Below are 21,062 nucleotides of genomic sequence, written 5' to 3' on the forward strand. Positions count from 1 at the left end.
TGATTTTATCAACAAGATATTAGTCGATTTCTTTGAGTTTATCTAAGTCTTCGGCTAAATTAATTTCTAGCTTAGCTAGTAGTTGATTGGTTTGATGTAGCTGTTGTTTTAAATAAAGATTACTGCTTAAATTTGTTTTTTTAGAATAAGTAATATGGGGACGTGATGTTTGAATAGCAGCTAGTGTTTGACTAATAGCGGCAATCTTACCAGTAAGTTTTTCAGTTGTTTTTTCTGACATACTAACGCCTCCTTTATGATATATGACTTATTTAGTTTAACATAATGCTTATAGAATGTTTAGTTGGACCCAATCTTCTTTGTTTTAAAAATCTAGTTCAAAAGATATAATAGGATTAAGTCAGAATGAAAGAGGTTCGAGTCATGTGTAAAACAAATTTAGAAATGATGAATTTACAAGAAGATGAAAGTGTCTTTGCCTTTTACGGAAGAGCTTTTAAGTTGTTAGAAGATAATGGCTTTGATGAATACCGAAAACGATTGGGGAAAGAAGTTTTACATGCGGGTAGTCGTAAGGCTTCCATTGCGATGATTGGCCATTATATTAAACTAAAATAAAAACACCTTCTTATTGAAGGTGTTTTTATTATGCTTTTACTGATTCAAGCGATTCGTTTAAGACAGCTAATCTAGCTTCCCATTCATCATGAGTTAGATTATGTTCTTTAACATATCTATTTTTCTCGTGAGAGCGACATTCTGGAGAACATCCACGGAGGTATTTTGCTTCATTCTCTTCTGATGTCAAAATTTGACGGTTACAGAAAGGATTAGCACAGTTGACATAGCGCTCACATGGCGTGTCATCAAACCAATCACGACCAACAATCGTAGGTTCGACATGATTAATGGGAACTGAAATACGTTCATCAAAGACGTACATTGTCCCATCCCAAAGTTCACCACGAACTTCTTCATCACGACTGTATGTAGCGATGCCACCGTGAAGTTGACCGACATCTTTAAAACCTTCTTTAACTAACCAACCAGAAAACTTCTCGCAACGAATACCACCGGTACAATATGTCACCACGCGTTTATCCATAAATTCCTCTTTGTTATCACGAATCCATTGTGGTAGTTCTCTAAATGATTTAATATCTGGACGAACGGCTCCACGAAAATGACCTAAATCAAATTCATAATCATTACGAGCGTCAATCACGACAGTATTGTCATCTAAAATAGCGTCTTTAAATTCTTTAGCAGATAAGTAAGCACCTGTTAGTTCAAGTGGGTTGATATCATCTTCAAGGTTTAAAGAAACAATTTCCTTTCTAGGACGAACGAACATTTTTTTGAAAGCGTGGTTGTCAGCCATATCAACTTTGAAAATCATATCTTTAAATAGCGGATTATCATTCATAACTTCCATATATTTGTTTGTGTCTTCAATTAAACCAGACAAAGTCCCGTTAATTCCTTCTTCACCAACTAAAATACGTCCTTTTAAGTTAAGTGAGCGACAGAACTCTAAATGTTCTTTAGCGAATTGAACTGGATCTTTGATTTCTGCATATTGGTAATACAGTAATACTTGATAGTTTTGCATATTTATTTCCCCCGTTAGTCTATACTTTGCACGTTTCTTATTTTAATGGAAGAATACGTTTGAAGGCAAAATAAAAACCTGTGAATTAATCCACAGGTTACTAGTTCCATAATAGCAATGGCATATTATGGAGGCGAGGGGAGTCGAACCCCTGTCCAAACGGCCTTGCACCCAAAATTCTACGAGTGTGGATGTTGTATGCCTTAGTTAAACGACTGACAACAAGCAAGAAGTCTGTCTAACGCAGATATGTGATTTCGGTTATAAGCTATTATCAGCACTTCAACCTACTCTAGGAGTTGGAACCACAATCATGCCTAGCCAATCATGTGGGGTTAGATGACACACCTAAATTAAATTAGGCAGCCATTAAAGTTTCGTTTTTAGCAGTTATATTTAACTGTGGTGGATTAAGTCCTACCTAACTACTCGCTATTCAAATGTTCGTACCGCCTGTCGAATCCGTAACGCCCCCTTAATTAAAAGTGGGTACGGTTGTGTACACCTTTATTATAGCATAATTTTTGATACGAGAAAAATAGGAGGATTATAGGAATGTGACTATTTTGTGAATATCATGAAATAACTTAGAAAGTCAGTTGGATTAGTAAGCATTGTTTTTAAGATATAGTATAATGAAGAAAATAGGACTTTAGGGGATGGTTAGATGAACGTTTTAATGATTGAAGATAACGAATCTGTATCAGAAATGATGCAGATGTTTTTCTTAAATGAAAACTGGGAGGCAACATTTAAAGCGGATGGTCAAGAAGGACTGAATGCTTTTCTAGATAACCCTGAAAAATGGGACATGGTGACGCTGGATTTAAATCTACCAGGATTAGATGGGGTTTCTGTTTGTCGTGAAATTCGTAAAGTTTCTGCTACGGTGCCAGTCATCATGTTGACGGCGCGTGATTCAGAAAGTGACCAAGTGATTGGTCTTGAGATGGGAGCAGATGACTACGTCACAAAACCATTTAGCCCTTTGACTTTGATTGCTCGTATCAAAGCGTTACATCGTCGTGCAGAATTATCCAAAGGAGTGGTTGTTTCGGATGTTGATGCTGCAAACTATGATATCGTGACAACTCATTTTAAAATGAATACGAAAACACGTGAAGTTTATCTAGATGACGCTTTAATTCAAGGATTAACACCGAAAGAATTTGATTTACTTTACACTTTAGCTAAGAAACCCCGCCAAGTTTTTTCCCGTGAACAATTATTAGAAATGGTTTGGGATTATCAATACTTTGGTGATGAACGGACAGTAGATGCTCATATCAAAAAACTCCGTCAAAAGATTGAAAAAGTCGGACCCCAAGTCATTCAAACTGTTTGGGGTGTAGGCTATAAATTTGATGATTCAGGAGCGGACAGTTAATGAAGTATTTACTACAACAGATGCTAGCATTTTGGGTCATTATTGTCACAGTTTTGATAATTGTTGGGGTTGCTTTTACCCAGTTTACGAAAGATGCCGTGCTTGATACAACCTATGAACAAATGTCTAACTACGCCGATGCAATTCAATTAAACAGTATGGATCAACCCAGTCAGCTTGTTCCAAATATTCAGTTAACTGAGCGTGCATTGAAAAACCAACGAATTTTATTTATGGTGGTAGATGCGAATGAAACCGTTCAATACCCACATTCAGTACAAGGGTCAAAACCGCGTTTTATTACGGAAGAAGATTGGCAGCAATTGGAAAATGGGCGAGGTGGCTCTGTTAGGAAAACTTTGGAAGCACCAGGTTTGAGCGGCAAAGATAGCGTGATGTCAGCTATGGTCTTAACACCGTTATTTCTCTCCGATGGCAATAAGACGGTTTTTTATGGGGCGATGGCGGTGTTACAACCGATTGAATATATGGAAAAAAGCATCAAAGATTTGACACAAAATTTATTCAAAGCCTTTTTAGTCTCTAGTGTAGTTGCCTTGATTGTGAGTTATTTATTAGCTAAAGTCCAAGTGAAACGCATTAATGGGATGAAACGTGCAACGAAAGAAATTGCTGAGGGTAATTTTGCTGTTGAAGTGAAGGTGAAGGGGAATGATGAGTTAGCTGAACTAGCTCAAGACTTTAACACCATGGCCAATTCGTTGGAAGAATCGCAAAAAGAAATTGAACGGCAGGAAGAACGCCGGCGTCAATTTATGGCAGATGCTGCTCATGAAATGCGCACGCCGTTAACGACTATCAATGGCTTACTTGAAGGTTTAGCTTATCAGGCAATCCCGAAAAACCAAGAAGAAAAATGTATTTCTTTGATGCGCAATGAAACGACACGCTTAATAAGGTTGGTAAATGAAAACTTGGATTATGAAAAAATTCGAACGAATCAAATTAATTTGTTAATCCAAGAATTTGATGCCACCGATATGGCCAATCAAATTGCTGAACAATTAACACCAAAAGCCGAAGAAGTGGGCAATGAAATTAAAGTCTTGACGACAGATAAAGTATCAGTAACAGCTGATTTTGATCGGTTTGTGCAAGTGCTCGTGAACATTGTTCAAAATGCGATTCAGTTTACGGAAGACGGTTTAATTCAAATTAGTTTGACGCAATTGACTGAAGGAACTGAGGTGCTGATTTCTGATACTGGAATCGGCATGACCGAAGATGAATTAAAAAATATTTGGGAACGTTATTACAAAGCAGATCCCTCTCGAAAAAACACCAAACACGGAGAATCGGGCTTAGGTCTATCTATTGTGCAGCAAATCATGAAACTTCATAAAGGGACAGTTGATGTTACTAGTGAAAAAGGGAAAGGGACAACCTTTAAACTGTTCTTTCCTAAAAATGAGATAACTGAACAAATTCCAACTTCAGCAAAATAAAAGACGACTTACGAAAGTTGTCTTTTTTTGCTATACTGGAATGAACTAGATAGAAATGATGAGGTGTGAGAGATGCAAGAAAATTATAGTTATCCGCTAGATATTGAGTGGAGTCAGACTGAGATGATTCAAGTGATGGTCATGTGGCAGACGCTTGAAGATGTTTATGAAACGGGCGTTTTGGTTGATGATTTCAAAAAAGCCTATCAGGCGTTTAAAGGTGTCATAAAAAGTATTGGCGAAGAGCGTCAGTTAGGGAGAGATTTTGAAGAAGCCTCTGGTTACTCTCTGTATCATGCGGTTCAAGAAAGCCAGAAATTAAGTTCTGGAATGAAATTAAAGATGAATGCTTAGGCTACTCTCATAAGGCTGATATAATCAGCTATTGATAGGGCTTTCTGAAAAACTTTCTATTGTTTTTCAGGTGCTTTTATTGTTATAATGAAAAGTCGAGTTAATTAAGAATGATGTGACAGACAATAGAAAAGTAATTAAAATAGTGAGGAGCAATTACAAGTGAAATTAAGAGAAGATATTCGTAACGTTGCCATTATCGCCCACGTCGATCACGGTAAAACAACAGTTGTAGATGAAATGTTAAAACAATCGCAAACATTAGATGGCCGTACAGCCTTAGATGAACGCGCAATGGATTCAAATGATATTGAAAAAGAACGTGGTATTACAATTTTAGCTAAAAATACTGCCATTAAATATAATGACAAACAAATCAACATTCTAGATACACCAGGACATGCCGATTTCGGTGGAGAAGTTGAACGTATTATGAAAATGGTTGATGGTGTTATCTTAGTAGTCGATGCTTACGAAGGTACAATGCCACAAACACGTTTCGTATTGAAAAAAGCGTTAGAACAAAAATTAACACCAATCGTATTAGTAAATAAAATTGACAAACCATCTGCACGACCTGCAGAAGTTGTTGATGAAGTATTAGAATTGCTTATCGAGTTAGGTGCTGATGATGATCAATTAGAGTTCCCAGTTATTTATGCATCAGCATTAAACGGAACATCAAGTTTATCAGATAATCCAGCGGATCAAGAAGAAACAATGAACCCTGTGTTTGAAACTATTTTAGAACACATCCCAGCTCCAATTGATAATAGCGATGAGCCATTACAATTCCAAGTATCATTACTTGATTACAATGACTACGTTGGTCGTATCGGGATTGGCCGTGTTTTCCGCGGAACAATCAAAGTTGGCGATAGCGTGTCATTAATGAAATTAGACGGAACAGCTAAAAACTTCCGTGTGACTAAAATCTTTGGTTTCTTCGGTTTAGACCGTGTTGAAATTCAAGAAGCAAAAGCTGGTGACTTAATCGCCGTTTCAGGTATGGAAGATATCTTCGTTGGGGAAACTGTGACTCCAGTTGATGCTCAAGATGCTTTACCAATCCTACATATTGATGAACCAACACTACAAATGACATTCTTAGTAAATAACTCTCCATTTGCTGGACGTGAAGGTAAATTCGTAACGTCTCGTAAAATTGAAGAACGTTTAGTATCACAATTACAAACTGACGTGTCTCTTAAAGTTGAAAATACAGATTCACCAGATGCTTGGACTGTTTCAGGTCGTGGGGAATTACACTTATCAATCTTAATCGAAAACATGCGTCGTGAAGGTTACGAGTTACAAGTATCTCGTCCTGAAGTTATCGTTAAAGAAATTGATGGCGTGAAATGCGAACCGTTTGAACGCGTTCAAATCGATACTCCAGAAGAACACATGGGTTCAATTATCGAATCATTAAGCCAACGTAAAGGTGAAATGCAAGACATGGTCCACACTGGTAACGGTCAAATCCGTTTAACTTTCTTAGCACCAGCGCGTGGTTTAATCGGTTATACAACTGAATTTATGTCAATGACTCGTGGTTATGGAATCATGAACCACACATTCGATCAATACTTACCAATGATCAATGGTACAATTGGTGGCCGTCGTAACGGTGCCCTAGTTTCTATCGATACTGGTAAAGCAACAACATACTCAATCATGAGTATTGAAGAACGTGGTACAGTCTTTGTTGAACCAACAACAGAAGTTTACGAAGGAATGGTTATCGGTGAAAACTCACGTGAGAACGATTTAACTGTAAACATCACTAAAGCGAAACAAATGACTAACGTTCGTTCTGCGAATAAAGACCAAACAAGTGTTATCAAAAAAGCTAAAGTGATGTCTTTAGAAGAATCATTAGAATTCTTGAACGATGATGAATACTGTGAAGTAACTCCAGAAAGCATCCGTTTACGTAAAAAAATTCTTAACAAAGCTGAGCGTGAAAAATCTCAAAAGAACAAAAAACGTGCAGATTAATTTATTATGTTAAACCACTGACTTGTCAGTGGTTTTTTATTCACAAAATTTCAAAAAATGACCGATAATAAATAAAAAAAGAAAGCGGTTTATTTCCTATTGCGATAATGTTTTGGGTGTCGTATAATGAATTTGTAAACAGAGTTTTGAAGAAGGCGATTTTAGATAAAAGCAGTATCTGTTTTTTGATGAACAACCATCGATTGACTCGTTACAAGTAAACAATAAATGGAGGTTCTATCCAATGGAACAAGGTAAAGTGAAATGGTTTAACAACGAAAAAGGTTTTGGATTTATCGAAATGGAAGGCGGAGACGATGTATTCGTACACTTCTCAGCAATTCAAGGTGACGGATTCAAATCATTAGAAGAAGGTCAAGCAGTTGAGTTTTCAGTAGTAGATGGCGACAGAGGCCCTCAAGCAGCTGAAGTTACTAAACTTTAAGAGCTTATTAATCTAATTTTAAAAGTGGTTAGCACAATATGTGTTGGCCGCTTTTTTTATTGTAAAAAAACTCATAAATTTAGCCTCTTTAGGAAGAAGTTTTCCGTGAAATTTGCTATAATAATAAGGATTGAAAAGGATAGTGACTGTTATTCAAAGCAGCTAAAGATAAAGAGCGAATTGTTGAAGGGAAGATTGTAAAATGATGAACCGTAATACCTTAATTGATGGGATGAACCCACGTCAAAAAGAAGCTGTTTTAGCGACCGAAGGCCCATTGCTAATTATGGCGGGAGCAGGTAGTGGTAAGACACGTGTGCTAACACACCGTATTGCTTATTTAATGACTGAAAAAAATATCAACCCTTGGAACATTTTAGCGATTACCTTTACCAATAAAGCGGCTCGTGAAATGAAAGAACGTGTCAGCGATTTATTACCTCAAGGTGGGGATGCTGTCTGGGTGTCAACCTTCCACTCAATGTGTGTCAGAATGTTGCGCCGTGATGTCGACTTGATTGGTTACAACAGCAACTTTACGATTGTGGATAGTTCAGAACAATTGACCTTAGTGAAACGAATTTTAAAAGAGGAAAATTTAGATCCGAAACAATTTGACCCACGCATGATTTTATCTCGTATTAGTAATGCCAAAAATGAATTACAGACAGTCGATAAATTCACGGAACTAAACAATGATTACATTGGTCGGACAGTGGCCAATTGTTATAAACGTTATCAAAAAGAATTACGTCGCAACCAGTGTGTGGATTTTGATGATCTGATTATGCTAACGATTCGTTTGTTGGAAGATTCGCCAGAAACGTTGGCTTATTATCAAAATAAATTCCAATACATCCATGTGGATGAGTATCAAGATACCAACCATGCTCAATATACCTTAGTTAATATGTTAGCAGCGCGCTTCAAAAATTTATGTGTGGTTGGAGATGCTGACCAAAGTATTTACGGTTGGCGTGGTGCTGACATGCAAAATATTTTAGATTTTGAAAAAGATTACCCAACGGCGAAAGTTGTTTTATTAGAGCAAAACTATCGTTCAACTAAAAACATTTTAGCAGCAGCGAATCATGTGATTGATAATAATACAAATCGTAAAGCAAAGAAATTGTGGACTGACAATACTGATGGTTCGAAAATCACATATTATCGTGGAGACACCGAACGTGATGAAACACAATATATCGTGCAAACGATTCAAAATGAGATGCGTGAGTCAGGTCGCAAATACGGTGACTTTGCTGTCTTGTATCGTACGAATGCCCAATCACGTGTGATGGAGGAAATGTTATTAAAAGCTAACATGCCCTATAAAATGGTTGGCGGTCATAAATTCTATGATCGTAAAGAGATTAAAGATGTTTTAGCTTACTTAAACTTAATTGCTAACCCGAGTGATTCATTAAGCATGGCAAGAATTGTCAATGAACCTAAACGTGGAATCGGAAATACATCGATTCAAAAATTGCGTGACTTTGCTGATTTACATGATTGGCCGTTATTAGAAGCTGCGATTAATATTGATCTTGCAGCTATCACGGGTAAAGCTGCCAAAGAACTGGGTGACTTTGGTCAAATGATTCAAGACTTACAAAAAATGGTGCCGTTCTTAACGGTCACAGAGTTAGTTAAAGAAACGTTAAAACGTAGTGGTTATGAAGCGGATTTAAATCGTCAAAATACATTAGAATCACAAACGCGTTTAGAAAACTTAGATGAATTCTTAACGGTCACACAAGCTTTCGATAAACAACTAGCTGAAGCGGATGAAGAACTTGAAAATCCAGAAGAAAAATTAACAGTCTTCTTAAATGATTTAGCCTTAGTATCTGATTTAGATAATCTGCCAGAAGAATCATCACAAATTACGTTGATGACTTTGCATGCGGCTAAAGGTTTAGAATTCCCAGTTGTATTTTTATTAGGCTTGGAAGAAGGAGTTTTCCCGTTATCTCGGGCGATGGAAAATGATGATGAGCTAGAAGAAGAGCGTCGTTTAGCTTATGTTGGAATTACTCGTGCTGAAGAAAAACTAGTGATTTCAAATGCGTATTCAAGAACTTTATATGGTCAAACCAAATACAATCAACCATCACGTTTCATTGAAGAAATTGATCAAGATTTAATTGAAAAAGCTGGCCAAGCTAACCGTTCCCAAGTCTTTTCAAGTCAAGTGGGACGCAGCTTTAGTCCGACTAAGAAACCAGCGTATCAACAACCTGTTCAGAAAAAGGTTTCAGCTAAAGTTGCCACAGGTGGTGACTCAGCTAGCTGGACGTCTGGTGATAAAGTGAACCATAAAAAATGGGGCACAGGGACAGTTGTTAAAGTTAGTGGTACAGCTAAAGATATCGAGTTAGATATTGCTTTCCCAGGTCAAGGGATTAAACGATTGTTAGCAGCCTATGCACCAATCGAAAAAATGTAAGAGATAATTATTAGGAGGTCTGAGACATGGATCAAGAACAAGCACAAAACCGAATAAGTGAATTGCGCCAGCAATTGAATGAAATGGCTCAGGCCTACTATGAAAGTGATCAACCGATTGCGGAAGATCATATCTATGATGGGTTATATCATGAGTTAGTTGGATTGGAGGAAGCTTATCCTGATCTGGTAACAAGTGATTCCATTACCCAAAAAGTTGGCGGGCAAGTGGCTGCTGGGTTTACAAAAATCATTCATGATTCACCGATGTTAAGTTTAGGAAATGCTTTTAATTTAGAGGACCTCCAATCCTTTGAAGGGCGCATTAAGAAGTTGATTGACGAACCAATTGAATACATGTGTGAACTGAAAATTGATGGCTTAGCTGTTTCGGTGAAGTATGAAAATGGTCAATTTGTTCAAGGCGCTACGCGTGGTGATGGTAAAGTCGGTGAAGATATTACGGCTAACTTGAAGATGGTCGAATCCATTCCAGCAAAATTAAATGAGCCCTTAACCATGGAAGTTCGTGGAGAGTGTTACATGCCAAAATCTTCGTTTGTTCGTTTGAATGAAGAACGTGAAGAAAGTGGTCAAGCGGTCTTTGCTAATCCTCGAAATGCGGCAGCCGGAAGTTTACGACAACTTGATTCGGCAGTAGTAGGTGAGCGACAGCTAAGCACGTTTATGTACGCGGTGGCTAATCAAGGTGATTTAGATGTTGCTAGTCAAGAACAAGGACTAAATGCTTTAGATGAATTAGGTCTAGCAACCAATCATGAACGTAAAGTTTGCCAGTCAATAGATGAGGTCTGGGAATACGTTCAGCATTTCCAAGATGAACGTCCTAACTTAGCTTATGAAATCGATGGTATTGTGATTAAAGTTAATAATTTTGAAGACCAAGAAGCAATTGGTTATACAGTTAAAGCGCCACGTTGGGCAATTGCTTATAAATTCCCAGCGGAAGAAGCGGAAACACTAATTGAAGATATTGAGTGGACGATTGGCCGTACAGGGGTGGTAACACCAACGGCAGTGATGACACCTGTTCGTCTAGCTGGTACAACTGTTGCGCGAGCAAGTCTTCATAATATGGATTTAATTCGTGAGCGTGATATTCGTTTAGGTGATAAAGTCATGATTCATAAAGCGGGAGATATTATTCCAGAAGTATCCCGTGTGTTATTAGATAAACGACCAGCTACTAGTGTTGCGTATGAAGCACCAACCCATTGTCCAATTTGTGACAGCGAATTAGTCCACTTAGATGAAGAAGTTGCAGTACGTTGTTTAAACCCGATGTGTCCTGCTCAAATTAAAGAAGGATTGAGCCACTTCGTGTCACGCCAAGCGATGAATATTGACGGTTTAGGACCACGTGTTTTAGAGCAGATGTTTGAAGCTGGCTTGATTAAAGATGTAGCCGATTTATATAAATTATCAACAGAAGATTTATTGAGCTTAGAAAAAATCAAAGAAAAATCTGCTAATAATATTTTAAAAGCAATTGAAGCAAGTAAAGAAAATTCTTTAGAAAAACTGTTGTTTGGCTTAGGCATAAGACATGTGGGTGCTAAAGCAGCGCAGATGTTAGCAGCTCACTTTGGAACGATGGACGCTATTAGTCAAGCTTCAGTTGAAGAAGTTAGTCAAATTGATGGCCTAGGTTCAACGATTGCTAATAGCTTAACAACTTACTTTGCAAATGAAAAAGTACCAGTCTTATTAGCCGAGTTAGCAGAATCAGGAGTTAACTTAACGTATCGTGGTGTAACAGCAGCCGATTTAGCTAAAGTGGAATCACCATTTAAAGATAAAGTTGTAGTTTTAACTGGAACGTTAGAGCAATATAAACGAACAGAAGCGAAGAATAAAATTGAAGCACTAGGTGGTAAAGTAACTGGGAGTGTTTCTAAAAAAACCGATATTGTAGTTGCTGGTCTTGAAGCGGGTAGTAAGTTAGAAAAGGCTCAGGAGCTAGGTATCACTGTTTGGAATGAAGAAGAGATGATTGCGGCAATTGAAGGGAGTGTTAGTCATGAAGAAAATTAAATTAGCTACGGTGACAGCTTTAAGTTTAGCTCTGTTAGCTGGATGTGGAAAAATTGAAAAAGGAACCTCACATTTAGATCCCGATACACCTAAAGGACAGGCGGTTGTGACGGGTCGAATTGATGATGAATCTTATGAATCAATCGTGACAGATGGTCACTATCAAACAAGCCCGCTACGTGGATTGACAGTTAACTTGCTTAATAGTCAAGAAAACACTGTGAACTATGAACGTGGCTTAATTGAAATTTCTAAAGAACACTTCGCTACGGATAAATTCTATTTCCAAGAGGGCCAATTATTACAAAGGGAACAAGTCCTTGATTTAATCGAGCGCAAAAGTAGTGATAATCCTAAAGGGTTGAACCCAGAAGATAAAAACAAACCTTATATTTTCCAACAAGTGATTGAACAAGATTTCTTAGATAAGAAAACAAAGAAAATTGCTGGCATTAGTTTAGGGGTAGCGTTAAACTCTGTGGATTATAGTGCTGAACCGCCGATTGAAATCAAAGATCCTGAAATTGAAGAAGCGGGGAAAGCGGCGGCTGAAAAGCTATTAGAAGAAATTCGTAGTTTTGAAGGCATGTCAGATGTACCAGTGACCATTGGTTTATATCGTCAAGCTAACAGTAATGACATTTCTGGTGGATCATACTTTGCCCAAGCTTTTAGCAAGGAAGGTAAGAAACTAACTGATTGGTCAGCAGTTGAAGAAGAGCATGTGGCCTTAATGCCAGGGTCAAATAACCCAAGCAGTGCGGCAGAAGATGGTTTAGAAGCTAAGTTTGCTGATTTTAAAAATAGCGTGGAGGAGTTTTTCCCGAATAATAGTGGTATTTCAGGAACAGCTTATTATCGAAATCGGGAACTTCAGAAAACAGTGATTAAAATTGAAACGAAATATTTTGGTGAAACAGAGATGCATAGTTTCATTCAATACGTTTCAAGAGCAACAGAGACATTATTCAATGTAGCTGGTGCTGTGGAGGTTCAAATTAATTCTTTAGAAGGTCCAGAAGGATTTGTGAAAAAAGAAGCAGGAAGCGATAAAGTCGTGACCAATGTATTTAATTAGTAAGCTTAGAAGGAGGCTATTATGACTATTAGTAATGAGGAAATTAAACATATTGCAAAGTTATCAAAATTAGAATTTTCCGATGCTGAAATCACAGCATTATCAGATAAATTAGGTAAAATTATTGAAATGGTTGAGCGTTTAGACGAGGTGGATACAACAGGCGTGCCTGTAACAACAAACGTCATTCACGACATCAACGTGATGCGTGAAGACGTAGCAGAAGCTGGAACAGATCGTGACTTATTAATGAAAAATGTTCCAACAAAACAAGATGGTTACATTAAAGTGCCAGCAATGTTAGACAATGGGGAGGCTGGGGCATAATGACTGAATTATTTCAAAAATCGGTAAAAGAATTACACGACTTATTAGTTGCTAAAGACATTACGGCTGTAGAATTAACTAAAGCAACATTTGATCGCATTAAAGCAACAGAACCTGAGTTAGAAGCATTCATTACTTTGAATGAAGAAAAAGCACTAGCGCAAGCAGCAGAGATTGACAAAGCTGGTATCTCAGCTGAGGATGTTTTAGCAGGGATTCCAATTGGGATTAAAGATAACATTGTGACGGAAGACATTTTAACAACTTCTGCCAGCAAAATGTTACATAATTTCACGCCTATTTATGATGCTACCGTGATGGAAAAAGTTTATGATGCAAACATGATTCCAATGGGTAAATTAAACATGGATGAATTTGCCATGGGTGGTAGTAGCGAAACGTCATATTATAAACAAACTAAAAATGCCTGGGATCATGAACGTGTTCCGGGAGGATCTTCAGGTGGTTCTGCTGCCGCTGTTGCAGGCGGACAATTACCAGTTGCCCTAGGAACTGATACAGGTGGAAGTATTCGTCAACCTGCAGCGTTTAACGGTATTGTAGGGATGAAACCAACGTATGGTCGAATTTCTCGTTATGGTTTAATTGCCTTTTCATCAAGCTTAGACCAAATTGGACCAATGACACGTACCGTCGAAGATAACGCGTTAGTCTTAAATGCTTTAAGTGGGTGGGATAAAAAAGATAGTACAAGTGCACAACTAGATGTCCCTGATTTTACTAAAGGACTACATGACGGTGTTAAAGGAATGAAGATTGCTGTTCCTAAAGAATATATGGGTGAAGGGATTGACCCAGAAGTTACAGCTCAAGTTGAAAAAGCCATTGCAACGTATCGAGCTTTGGGTGCAACCGTTGAGGAAGTTAGCTTACCGCATTCGAAATATGGGGTTGAAATTTATTACATTGTCGCATCATCTGAAGCGTCATCAAACTTACAACGTTTTGATGGTATCCGCTACGGTTATCGTGCAGAAAATGTTAAAGATATTGAAGATTTATATGTTCGTTCACGTTCAGAAGGGTTTGGACCAGAAGTGAAACGTCGCATTATGTTAGGGACGTTCTCATTAAGTTCAGGTTTCTATGATGCTCACTTTAAAAAGGCGTGTCAGGTTAGAACATTAGTGAAACGTGATTTTGATGAGGTGTTTAAAGAGTATGATTTGATTATTTCGCCAACAGCACCAACACCTGCTTATAAATTAGGTGAAAACTTAAATGACCCAATTACGATGTACATGGGTGACTTATTAACGATTCCGGTTAACTTAGCTGGACTACCAGGAATGTCTGTACCATGTGGCTTAGTAGACGGTATGCCAGTGGGTCTTCAAATTATTGGTAAACCATTTGATGAAACAACAATGTATCGTGCTGCGCAAGCATTTGAAACAGCAACAGAATTTCATAATCAAAAACCAGAAATGTTAGGAGGGAGCAAGTAATGAATTTCGAAACAGTTATCGGACTTGAAGTCCATGTTGAACTAAAAACAGACTCTAAAATCTTCTCGCCTGCTCCAGCTCATTTTGGTGCCGAGCAAAATACAAATACTAATGTGATCGACTGGAGTTATCCAGGTGTCTTACCAGTTGCTAATAAACGTGCCATTGAATTTGGGATGCGTGCGGCGATGGCTTTAAACTGTAAGATTGCAAAAGATACTCACTTTGATCGAAAAAACTATTTTTATCCAGATAATCCAAAAGCTTACCAAATCTCACAAGATGATCAACCGATTGGTTATGATGGTTGGATTGATATTGAAGTTGAAGGCGAAACAAAACGTATTCGTATTGAACGTGTTCACTTAGAAGAAGATGCCGGTAAAAATATCCATGGCACAGATGGCTATTCTTACGTGGATCTAAATCGCCAAGGAACACCGTTAATTGAAATCGTCTCAGAAGCAGATATGCGTTCGCCAGAAGAAGCTTATGCTTATCTAGATGCGATTCGTTCAATCATTCAATTTTCTGGCGTAAGTGATGTAAAAATGGAAGAAGGATCAATGCGTTGTGATGCCAACATTTCATTACGTCCTTATGGGCAAGAAGAATTTGGAACTAAAGCCGAGTTGAAAAACTTGAACTCACTTAACTATGTCCGTAAAGGTTTAGCTTATGAAGAAAAACGTCAAGCGAAAGTCTTAATGTCAGGTGGTATCATTCAACAAGAAACACGTCGTTATGATGACGCTACTGGTGATACAATCTTAATGCGTGTGAAAGAAGGAGCGGCAGATTACCGTTACTTCCCAGAACCAGATCTGCCAGTCTTGGAAATTTCTGATGAATGGATCGAAGAAGTACGCGCTAGCTTACCTGAATTACCAGCAGCTCGCCGCGAACGCTATGTGAAAGAGTTAGACTTGCCAGAATATGATGCAATGGTCTTAACCTTATCAAAAGAAATGTCAGATTTCTTTGAAGAGACATTAGCTGAAGGTGCTGATGCGAAACAAGCATCAAACTGGTTGATGGGTGAGGTATCTGCTCACTTGAATAGCGAACATTTAGAATTACATCAAACTAAGTTAACACCAAGCAACTTAGCAGGCATGATTAATTTAATTGCTGATGGCACAATCAGTTCTAAGATTGCTAAAAAAGTTTTCAAAGAATTAATTGAAAATGGCGGAAATGCCCGTGAAGTGGTTGAAGCTAAGGGGTTAGTTCAATTGTCTGATCCTGCTCAATTATTACCGATTATCAATGAGATTTTAGATAATAATGGCCAGTCAATTGAAGACTTTAAAAATGGTAAAGACCGTGCTGTTGGTTTCTTAGTGGGACAAATTATGAAAGCAACTAAAGGTCAAGCAAATCCAGGAGTCGTTAATAAACTATTAACAGAAGAACTTGGTAAGAGATAGGTTCTGATAAGCACAGGACGATTTCGGAATGGAGGAGTCGATAAAGATGCGAGCAAGAGTTATCTATAATCCGACATCAGGTAAAGAGGTTTTGAAAAAAAGTTTACCAGATGTGCTGGATATTTTAGAAAGTGCGGGGTATGAAGCGAGTGCTTATGCCACAACACCAGAACCAAATTCTGCCCAAGATGAGGCAACACGAGCAGCTGAAGCAGGTTTTGATTTAATCGTGGCGGCCGGTGGGGATGGCACCATCAATCAAGTGATTAATGGGATTGCCCCACTAGAAAAAAGACCGAAGTTAGCGATTTTACCAGGTGGGACAACGAATGATTATGCGCGAGCCTTGAAAATTCCACGTGGAGATATTGTCGAAGCTGCCAAAATCATTTTGAAAAATCAAACAGTTAAAATGGATATTGGTCAAGCTGGTGAAAAATATTTCATGAATATTGGTGCTGGTGGTTCGCTAACTGAGTTAACTTATGAAGTGCCATCAAAATTAAAAAGTGTCTTTGGTTATTTAGCTTACTTGGTAAAAGGGGCAGAAATGTTACCGCGAGTGAAGCCAATCAATATGCGCTTAACCTATGATGATGGGGTTTATGAAGGAAAAGCTTCAATGTTTTTCCTTGGTTTAACAAATTCAGTCGGTGGGTTTGAGAACTTGTCACCTAACGCTCGGTTAGACGATGGTAAATTTTCGCTAATTGTTGTGAAGACAGCCAATTTAATTGAGTTGCTACACTTAGCAGCAATGGTGGTTCATGGTGGGAAACATATCAATGACCCACGGATTCTTTATATCAAAACATCAGCTTTCAAAGCCGAGCCATTAGATGAAAACTTCAAAATGATGATTAACTTAGATGGTGAGTACGGTGGCGATGCGCCAATGACATTTATCAATCTACGTCAACACATTGAAATGTTTGCTAATCTCGACGATATTTCCGATGATGCTGTTGTTGGAGATCCAGAAGAATTAGAAATATCTGATGCTTTTGTTAAAGAAGTAGAAAGCTTAACGAATCAAGATATCAATGGTGACGGTCAGATTTCTTAAAATCTGATGGTTACCTTATATAAAAATAACTTATAGAAAAGAGTTTCGAATGAAAACTTTATCAATACAAAAAAACGATACGATTACCGTATCAATTATCGATTTATCACATGATGGTCTAGGTGTAGCCAAAGTAGAAGGTTATCCACTATTTATTGAAAACACATTGCCAGGTGAAGAAGCAGAAGTATTAGTTTTGAAAACAGGGAAAAAATTTGGCTTTGCTAAAGTTTTAAACCTGTTAAAAGAAAGTCCTGATCGTGTTAAAGATATCGATGAAACATTGATTAGAACAGGTATTGCACCGTTACACCACATGACGTATGAAGGTCAATTAGCTTTTAAAGAGCAACAAGTTAATAACGTCTTCCAACGAATTGCTAAAATGCCTGAGACTAAAGTTTTACCAATTATTGGCATGGACAATCCAGTGGAATATCGTAATAAAGCACAAATCCCAGTTCGTAAAGTTAATGGGCAATTATCGACTGGTTTCTTTAGAAAGAATAGCCATGACTTAGTGCCGTTAGAAAACTATTACATCCAAGATCCAAAAATTGATGAAGCGATTATTATTGTTCGTGATGTCATGGAAAAATATGGTGTTAAAGCTTATATTGAAGCTGAAAATAATGGGAACTTACGTCACATTATTGTGAAACGTGGTCATTACTCAAACGAGATGATGATTGTCTTAGTGACGCGCACACCTAAATTATTTAACTATGAAAAAATGGTGCAAGAAATTCACCAACAATTACCTGAGGTGGTTTCAATTGTTCAAAACATCAATCCAGATGCAACCAATGTTATTCTAGGTAAAACGAATAAAACATTGTTTGGTCAAAACTATATTACAGATGAATTGTTAGGGAAGAAATACCGTATTTCTGCTCAATCATTCTATCAAGTTAATACGGTTCAAGCAGAAGTGTTATATCAAAAAGCGATTGAGTTTGCTAACTTAAGAAAATCAGATACAGTGATCGATGCCTACTGTGGGATTGGAACAATTGGTTTATCTTTAGCAGATAAAGTCGATAAAGTTCTGGGACTAGAAGTAAATCCAGATGCCATTGCTGATGCTAAAATCAATGCTAAAATGAACGACATCAATAATGTTAAATTTGAAATTGGTCGTGCTGAATATTTAATGCCAACTTGGTTGAAAGATGGGATTGAAGCAGATGTTTTAATCGTTGACCCACCACGCAAAGGTTTGGCTGAATCATTTATCGATACGGCCGTTGAAATGGCGCCCAAGAAAATTGTTTACGTGTCATGTAATCCAGCTAGTTTAGCTCGTGACTGTCAATTGTTTGCAGATAAGGGTTATGAACTGAAACAAGTTCAACCAGTTGATATGTTCCCACAAACACCACATGTGGAGTGTGTGGCAGAACTTATTAAGAAATAGGGGTGTTGAGATGAACCGAGAAGAATTTCAATGTCAGCATTGTTATACAAAGCTAGTGAAAATCTTTGCTGAAGATTTTTCTAAGCCAGAGAGAGCAGTTTATAATTGCCCAGCATGCTCAAAGCAATTGTATACAAAACGGACGACGGACAATATTAAAATCCGTTTAAATGAAACAAAAAAAAGCCTCCGCTAATGCGGGGCTTTTTTATTTTGCTTCGTTATATTCTTTATATGTTTTTGTTTTATATAAGTCGACAGTAGAAGTGTTTTTGTTTTGATTGTAAACGCTGGTTGATCCAGCACCTAGTTCTTGTTCGATTGCTTCCAATTGTGGCAATTGTTTCGTGTAATTGTAATCCTCTGGATTGACATCGGTTAGACCTGCATCGTGGAAACGAAGAAGATCACCATTTGTCAAACTATCAGAATTACTTAGTTGTAATTTAACTTTATCAGTTAATGCTGCGATTGTTTCACTCAGCTCAGGTGTTGGTTCCGCAATCAATTCACCAGTTTTGTTATCATAGATGACGTCGTGCAATACCGTATAATCAGATGTTAAGAAATCACCATTACGGAATGCGACAATACCATCACGGTCAGGTGATAATAAATCTTGTCCCAACATTAAGTAGGGTTTAGTATCAAGTCCTAGTAAACCAAGCAAGGTCGGTAAGACATCAACTTGACCACCGTAGGTATCTTGCACCCCACCAGTTGTTGTACCAGGGATATGGAACATCATAGGCACGCGTTGTAGTTGAGCATTGTCAAAATCAGTCCATGTTTCAGCGTCTTTTCCAAGTAAAGGAGCAAGTTCAGTGTTTCTTGAGTTTGAAACACCATAATGATCGCCGTATAGGATAATCATTGATTTATCATATAAACCGCTATCTTTTAAGTAATTAAAGAACTCTTCAACAGCTTTATCTAAGTAATTAGCTGTAGCAAAGTAACCGTTAATGGTCGTATCATTTGTTTGGGCAATTGGGAAACCAGCTTCATCACCTTTGAATTCTGAGTAAGGGTAGTGATTCGAAACAGCAATCATCTTCGTATAGAAGGGCTGTTGTAAATGTTCTAAATACTGAATCGATTGATTGAAGAAAGGTTTGTCATGTAAGCCGTATTGGAATGAATTTTCAGCAGTCACATCATAGTTACTAGCGTCAAAGAAATAATCATATCCTAAACGTTTGTAAGTTTCATTACGGTTCCAGAATGTTCCAGCATTACCGTGGAAGACAGCGCTAGTATAACCAGCCTTTTGTCCAAGAATTGCAGGGGCAGCTTGGAACGTATTTTTAGACCCTAACTGAGTAAACAAGGGACCTTGGTTCAAACCAAAGAAAGAATTTTCTAATAATGTTTCAGCATCACTTGTCTTACCGGATTTAACTTGATGGAAGAAATTGCTGAAGCTATAAGTATCAGTTCCATTATATAAACTGTTTAAGAAGGGTGTGACTTCATGTTCAACACCATTTTCATCTTTTAATTTATAGTTAATCATAAATTGTTGCAGACTCTCTAGATGGATATAAATAACATTACGACCTTTAGCCATACCAAATGTGTCAGGGTTAGGTTTGACACGGTGATCAGCAACATATTGTTCCACGTTTACCACGTCATTTTCATTTGCTTGAGCACGAGTTTGGTTTGTTTTAAAGGTTTGAATACCATCATAAGCAGTAAAAGCATTAATTCCTAAGTACTTCACTAAATAATCACGTGAAAAAGTCCGTTTTAATAATTCGGGACGACTTGTTTCAGCTAATGTTAGGTTACCTAAGAAGAAAAGAACCGCACAAGTGGTGATAGCAATCGCAAAACGTCCACGCATTGGTTTTTCTTCCATCTTAATTTTCTTTCTAAGAAGCAGGACTGGCAAAATAACTAAGTCAAGCAAGTAAACAAAATCATACCAGCGGAATAAGCGTAAGGCACTTTCTCCTAAACCAGAGGAAACTTTACCAGCACCTAACATCGTGTTAATGGTAATAAAGTCAGTAAACTCTCGGTAGTAAGTCACGTTTGAAAATAAAAGAATTGACATGACTGTGTAAAGTAAAAGCATGGTAATATAAGACGCTTTTTTATTTTTAATATAAAGCGCAGCTGACAAAATAAAAATAGTTGTAGCAAATGGGTTAATGAATAAAATAAAGTATTGGAAGGCATTTTCCACACCTAAGTTAAAATCAACTAAGTAAGCAAAAATGGCTTTTGCCCAACTAAGTAAAACTAGCAAGGTAAAGAATCCCATGCGTTTGTTTAACCAATTTGGATAATAAGATTTTTTCAAATTTAAAACGTCCTTTCAGGTCACTGATTGTTTCATCTATGTGGTGATTCGTAATAGTAAGTTATTAAAGCCATTTAGGCTCTTTCATTCTTACTATTATAGACTCTGAAAAGGAAATAAACAAACAAATTAGTACTATCTTAATAAATTGTTAGAAATACATCTGTTCTGGTTTTTAAGAGAATAATAAAGAAATGTGGTAAACTATGATAGAAACAATCCGTGGTGATTGAAT

Annotated in this window: 17 protein-coding genes and 1 other RNA gene; 14 read left to right on the forward strand and 4 right to left on the reverse strand. The window is 37.5% G+C overall.

All coding sequences use genetic code 11. From position 1 onward, the window contains the following. Positions 1-19 precede the first annotated feature (19 nt). A complete protein-coding gene (locus tag G7081_RS03750) occupies positions 20-241 on the reverse strand; it encodes a hypothetical protein (protein ID WP_166007530.1) in 222 nt (73 codons plus the stop codon). A gap of 143 nt (positions 242-384) precedes the next feature. Between G7081_RS03750 and G7081_RS03755 the strand changes: the two genes are divergently transcribed. Beyond that, positions 385-579, forward strand: coding sequence for a hypothetical protein (locus tag G7081_RS03755; protein WP_166007532.1), 195 nt, complete (start codon positions 385-387; stop codon positions 577-579). 28 nt (positions 580-607) lie between these two features. Here G7081_RS03755 and trhO read toward each other — a convergent pair whose 3' ends face one another. Next, positions 608-1,573, reverse strand: coding sequence for an oxygen-dependent tRNA uridine(34) hydroxylase TrhO (trhO, locus tag G7081_RS03760; protein WP_166007534.1), 966 nt, complete (start codon positions 1,571-1,573; stop codon positions 608-610). Between the two features lie 125 nt (positions 1,574-1,698). Next, positions 1,699-2,048, reverse strand: a transfer-messenger RNA (tmRNA) gene (ssrA, locus tag G7081_RS03765). 192 nt (positions 2,049-2,240) lie between these two features. On the opposite strand from ssrA, the gene G7081_RS03770 reads away from it, so the two are divergent. From G7081_RS03770 to rlmD, 13 genes are all read left to right on the forward strand, one after another. Beyond that, positions 2,241-2,960 carry a response regulator transcription factor gene (locus G7081_RS03770; RefSeq protein ID WP_166007536.1) on the forward strand — a complete coding sequence of 240 codons (720 nt, stop codon included), beginning with the start codon at positions 2,241-2,243 and terminating at the stop codon, positions 2,958-2,960. Beyond that, complete coding sequence (locus G7081_RS03775) at positions 2,960-4,426, forward strand: sensor histidine kinase (protein ID WP_166007538.1); 1,467 nt, start codon at positions 2,960-2,962, stop codon at positions 4,424-4,426. The genes G7081_RS03770 and G7081_RS03775 overlap by 1 nt, the downstream gene beginning before the upstream one ends. Before the next feature lie 72 nt (positions 4,427-4,498). Further along, the gene (locus G7081_RS03780) at positions 4,499-4,780 is read left to right on the forward strand and encodes a UPF0223 family protein (protein ID WP_166007540.1); all 282 of its coding nucleotides are present in this window, start codon (positions 4,499-4,501) and stop codon (positions 4,778-4,780) included. Positions 4,781-4,942: 162 nt separating this feature from the next. Beyond that, positions 4,943-6,781, forward strand: coding sequence for a translational GTPase TypA (gene typA / locus G7081_RS03785; RefSeq protein WP_166007542.1), 1,839 nt, complete (start codon positions 4,943-4,945; stop codon positions 6,779-6,781). A gap of 244 nt (positions 6,782-7,025) precedes the next feature. Next, the gene (locus G7081_RS03790; protein ID WP_166007544.1) at positions 7,026-7,226 is read left to right on the forward strand and encodes a cold-shock protein; all 201 of its coding nucleotides are present in this window, start codon (positions 7,026-7,028) and stop codon (positions 7,224-7,226) included. A 232-nt stretch (positions 7,227-7,458) separates the two neighbouring features. Further along, a complete protein-coding gene (pcrA, locus tag G7081_RS03795; RefSeq protein WP_420824510.1) occupies positions 7,459-9,675 on the forward strand; it encodes a DNA helicase PcrA in 2,217 nt (738 codons plus the stop codon). Positions 9,676-9,701: 26 nt separating this feature from the next. Beyond that, the gene (gene ligA / locus G7081_RS03800) at positions 9,702-11,729 is read left to right on the forward strand and encodes an NAD-dependent DNA ligase LigA (RefSeq protein WP_166007549.1); all 2,028 of its coding nucleotides are present in this window, start codon (positions 9,702-9,704) and stop codon (positions 11,727-11,729) included. Beyond that, the gene (locus G7081_RS03805) at positions 11,716-12,807 is read left to right on the forward strand and encodes a CamS family sex pheromone protein (RefSeq protein ID WP_166007551.1); all 1,092 of its coding nucleotides are present in this window, start codon (positions 11,716-11,718) and stop codon (positions 12,805-12,807) included. Before ligA ends, G7081_RS03805 begins: the two co-directional genes overlap by 14 nt. A gap of 21 nt (positions 12,808-12,828) precedes the next feature. Beyond that, on the forward strand, positions 12,829-13,134 hold the full coding sequence (gene gatC, locus G7081_RS03810; RefSeq protein ID WP_166007553.1) for an Asp-tRNA(Asn)/Glu-tRNA(Gln) amidotransferase subunit GatC: 306 nt from the start codon (positions 12,829-12,831) through the stop codon (positions 13,132-13,134). Beyond that, the gene (gatA, locus tag G7081_RS03815) at positions 13,134-14,603 is read left to right on the forward strand and encodes an Asp-tRNA(Asn)/Glu-tRNA(Gln) amidotransferase subunit GatA (RefSeq protein ID WP_166007555.1); all 1,470 of its coding nucleotides are present in this window, start codon (positions 13,134-13,136) and stop codon (positions 14,601-14,603) included. Before gatC ends, gatA begins: the two co-directional genes overlap by 1 nt. After that, positions 14,603-16,033 carry an Asp-tRNA(Asn)/Glu-tRNA(Gln) amidotransferase subunit GatB gene (gene gatB, locus G7081_RS03820; RefSeq protein ID WP_166007557.1) on the forward strand — a complete coding sequence of 477 codons (1,431 nt, stop codon included), beginning with the start codon at positions 14,603-14,605 and terminating at the stop codon, positions 16,031-16,033. The genes gatA and gatB overlap by 1 nt, the downstream gene beginning before the upstream one ends. 28 nt (positions 16,034-16,061) lie before the next feature. After that, on the forward strand, positions 16,062-17,099 hold the full coding sequence (locus G7081_RS03825; protein WP_420824506.1) for a diacylglycerol kinase: 1,038 nt from the start codon (positions 16,062-16,064) through the stop codon (positions 17,097-17,099). Positions 17,100-17,148: 49 nt separating this feature from the next. Beyond that, positions 17,149-18,516: a 23S rRNA (uracil(1939)-C(5))-methyltransferase RlmD gene (rlmD, locus tag G7081_RS03830; protein ID WP_166007559.1), complete on the forward strand. Its 1,368-nt coding sequence runs from the start codon at positions 17,149-17,151 to the stop codon at positions 18,514-18,516. Positions 18,517-18,724: 208 nt separating this feature from the next. On the opposite strand, the gene G7081_RS03835 is transcribed toward rlmD, so the two are convergent. Further along, on the reverse strand, positions 18,725-20,827 hold the full coding sequence (locus tag G7081_RS03835; RefSeq protein ID WP_420824494.1) for an LTA synthase family protein: 2,103 nt from the start codon (positions 20,825-20,827) through the stop codon (positions 18,725-18,727). Positions 20,828-21,062: the final 235 nt, after the last annotated feature.

Source organism: Vagococcus coleopterorum (assembly GCF_011303955.1).
Lineage (GTDB): Bacteria > Bacillota > Bacilli > Lactobacillales > Vagococcaceae > Vagococcus_D > Vagococcus_D coleopterorum.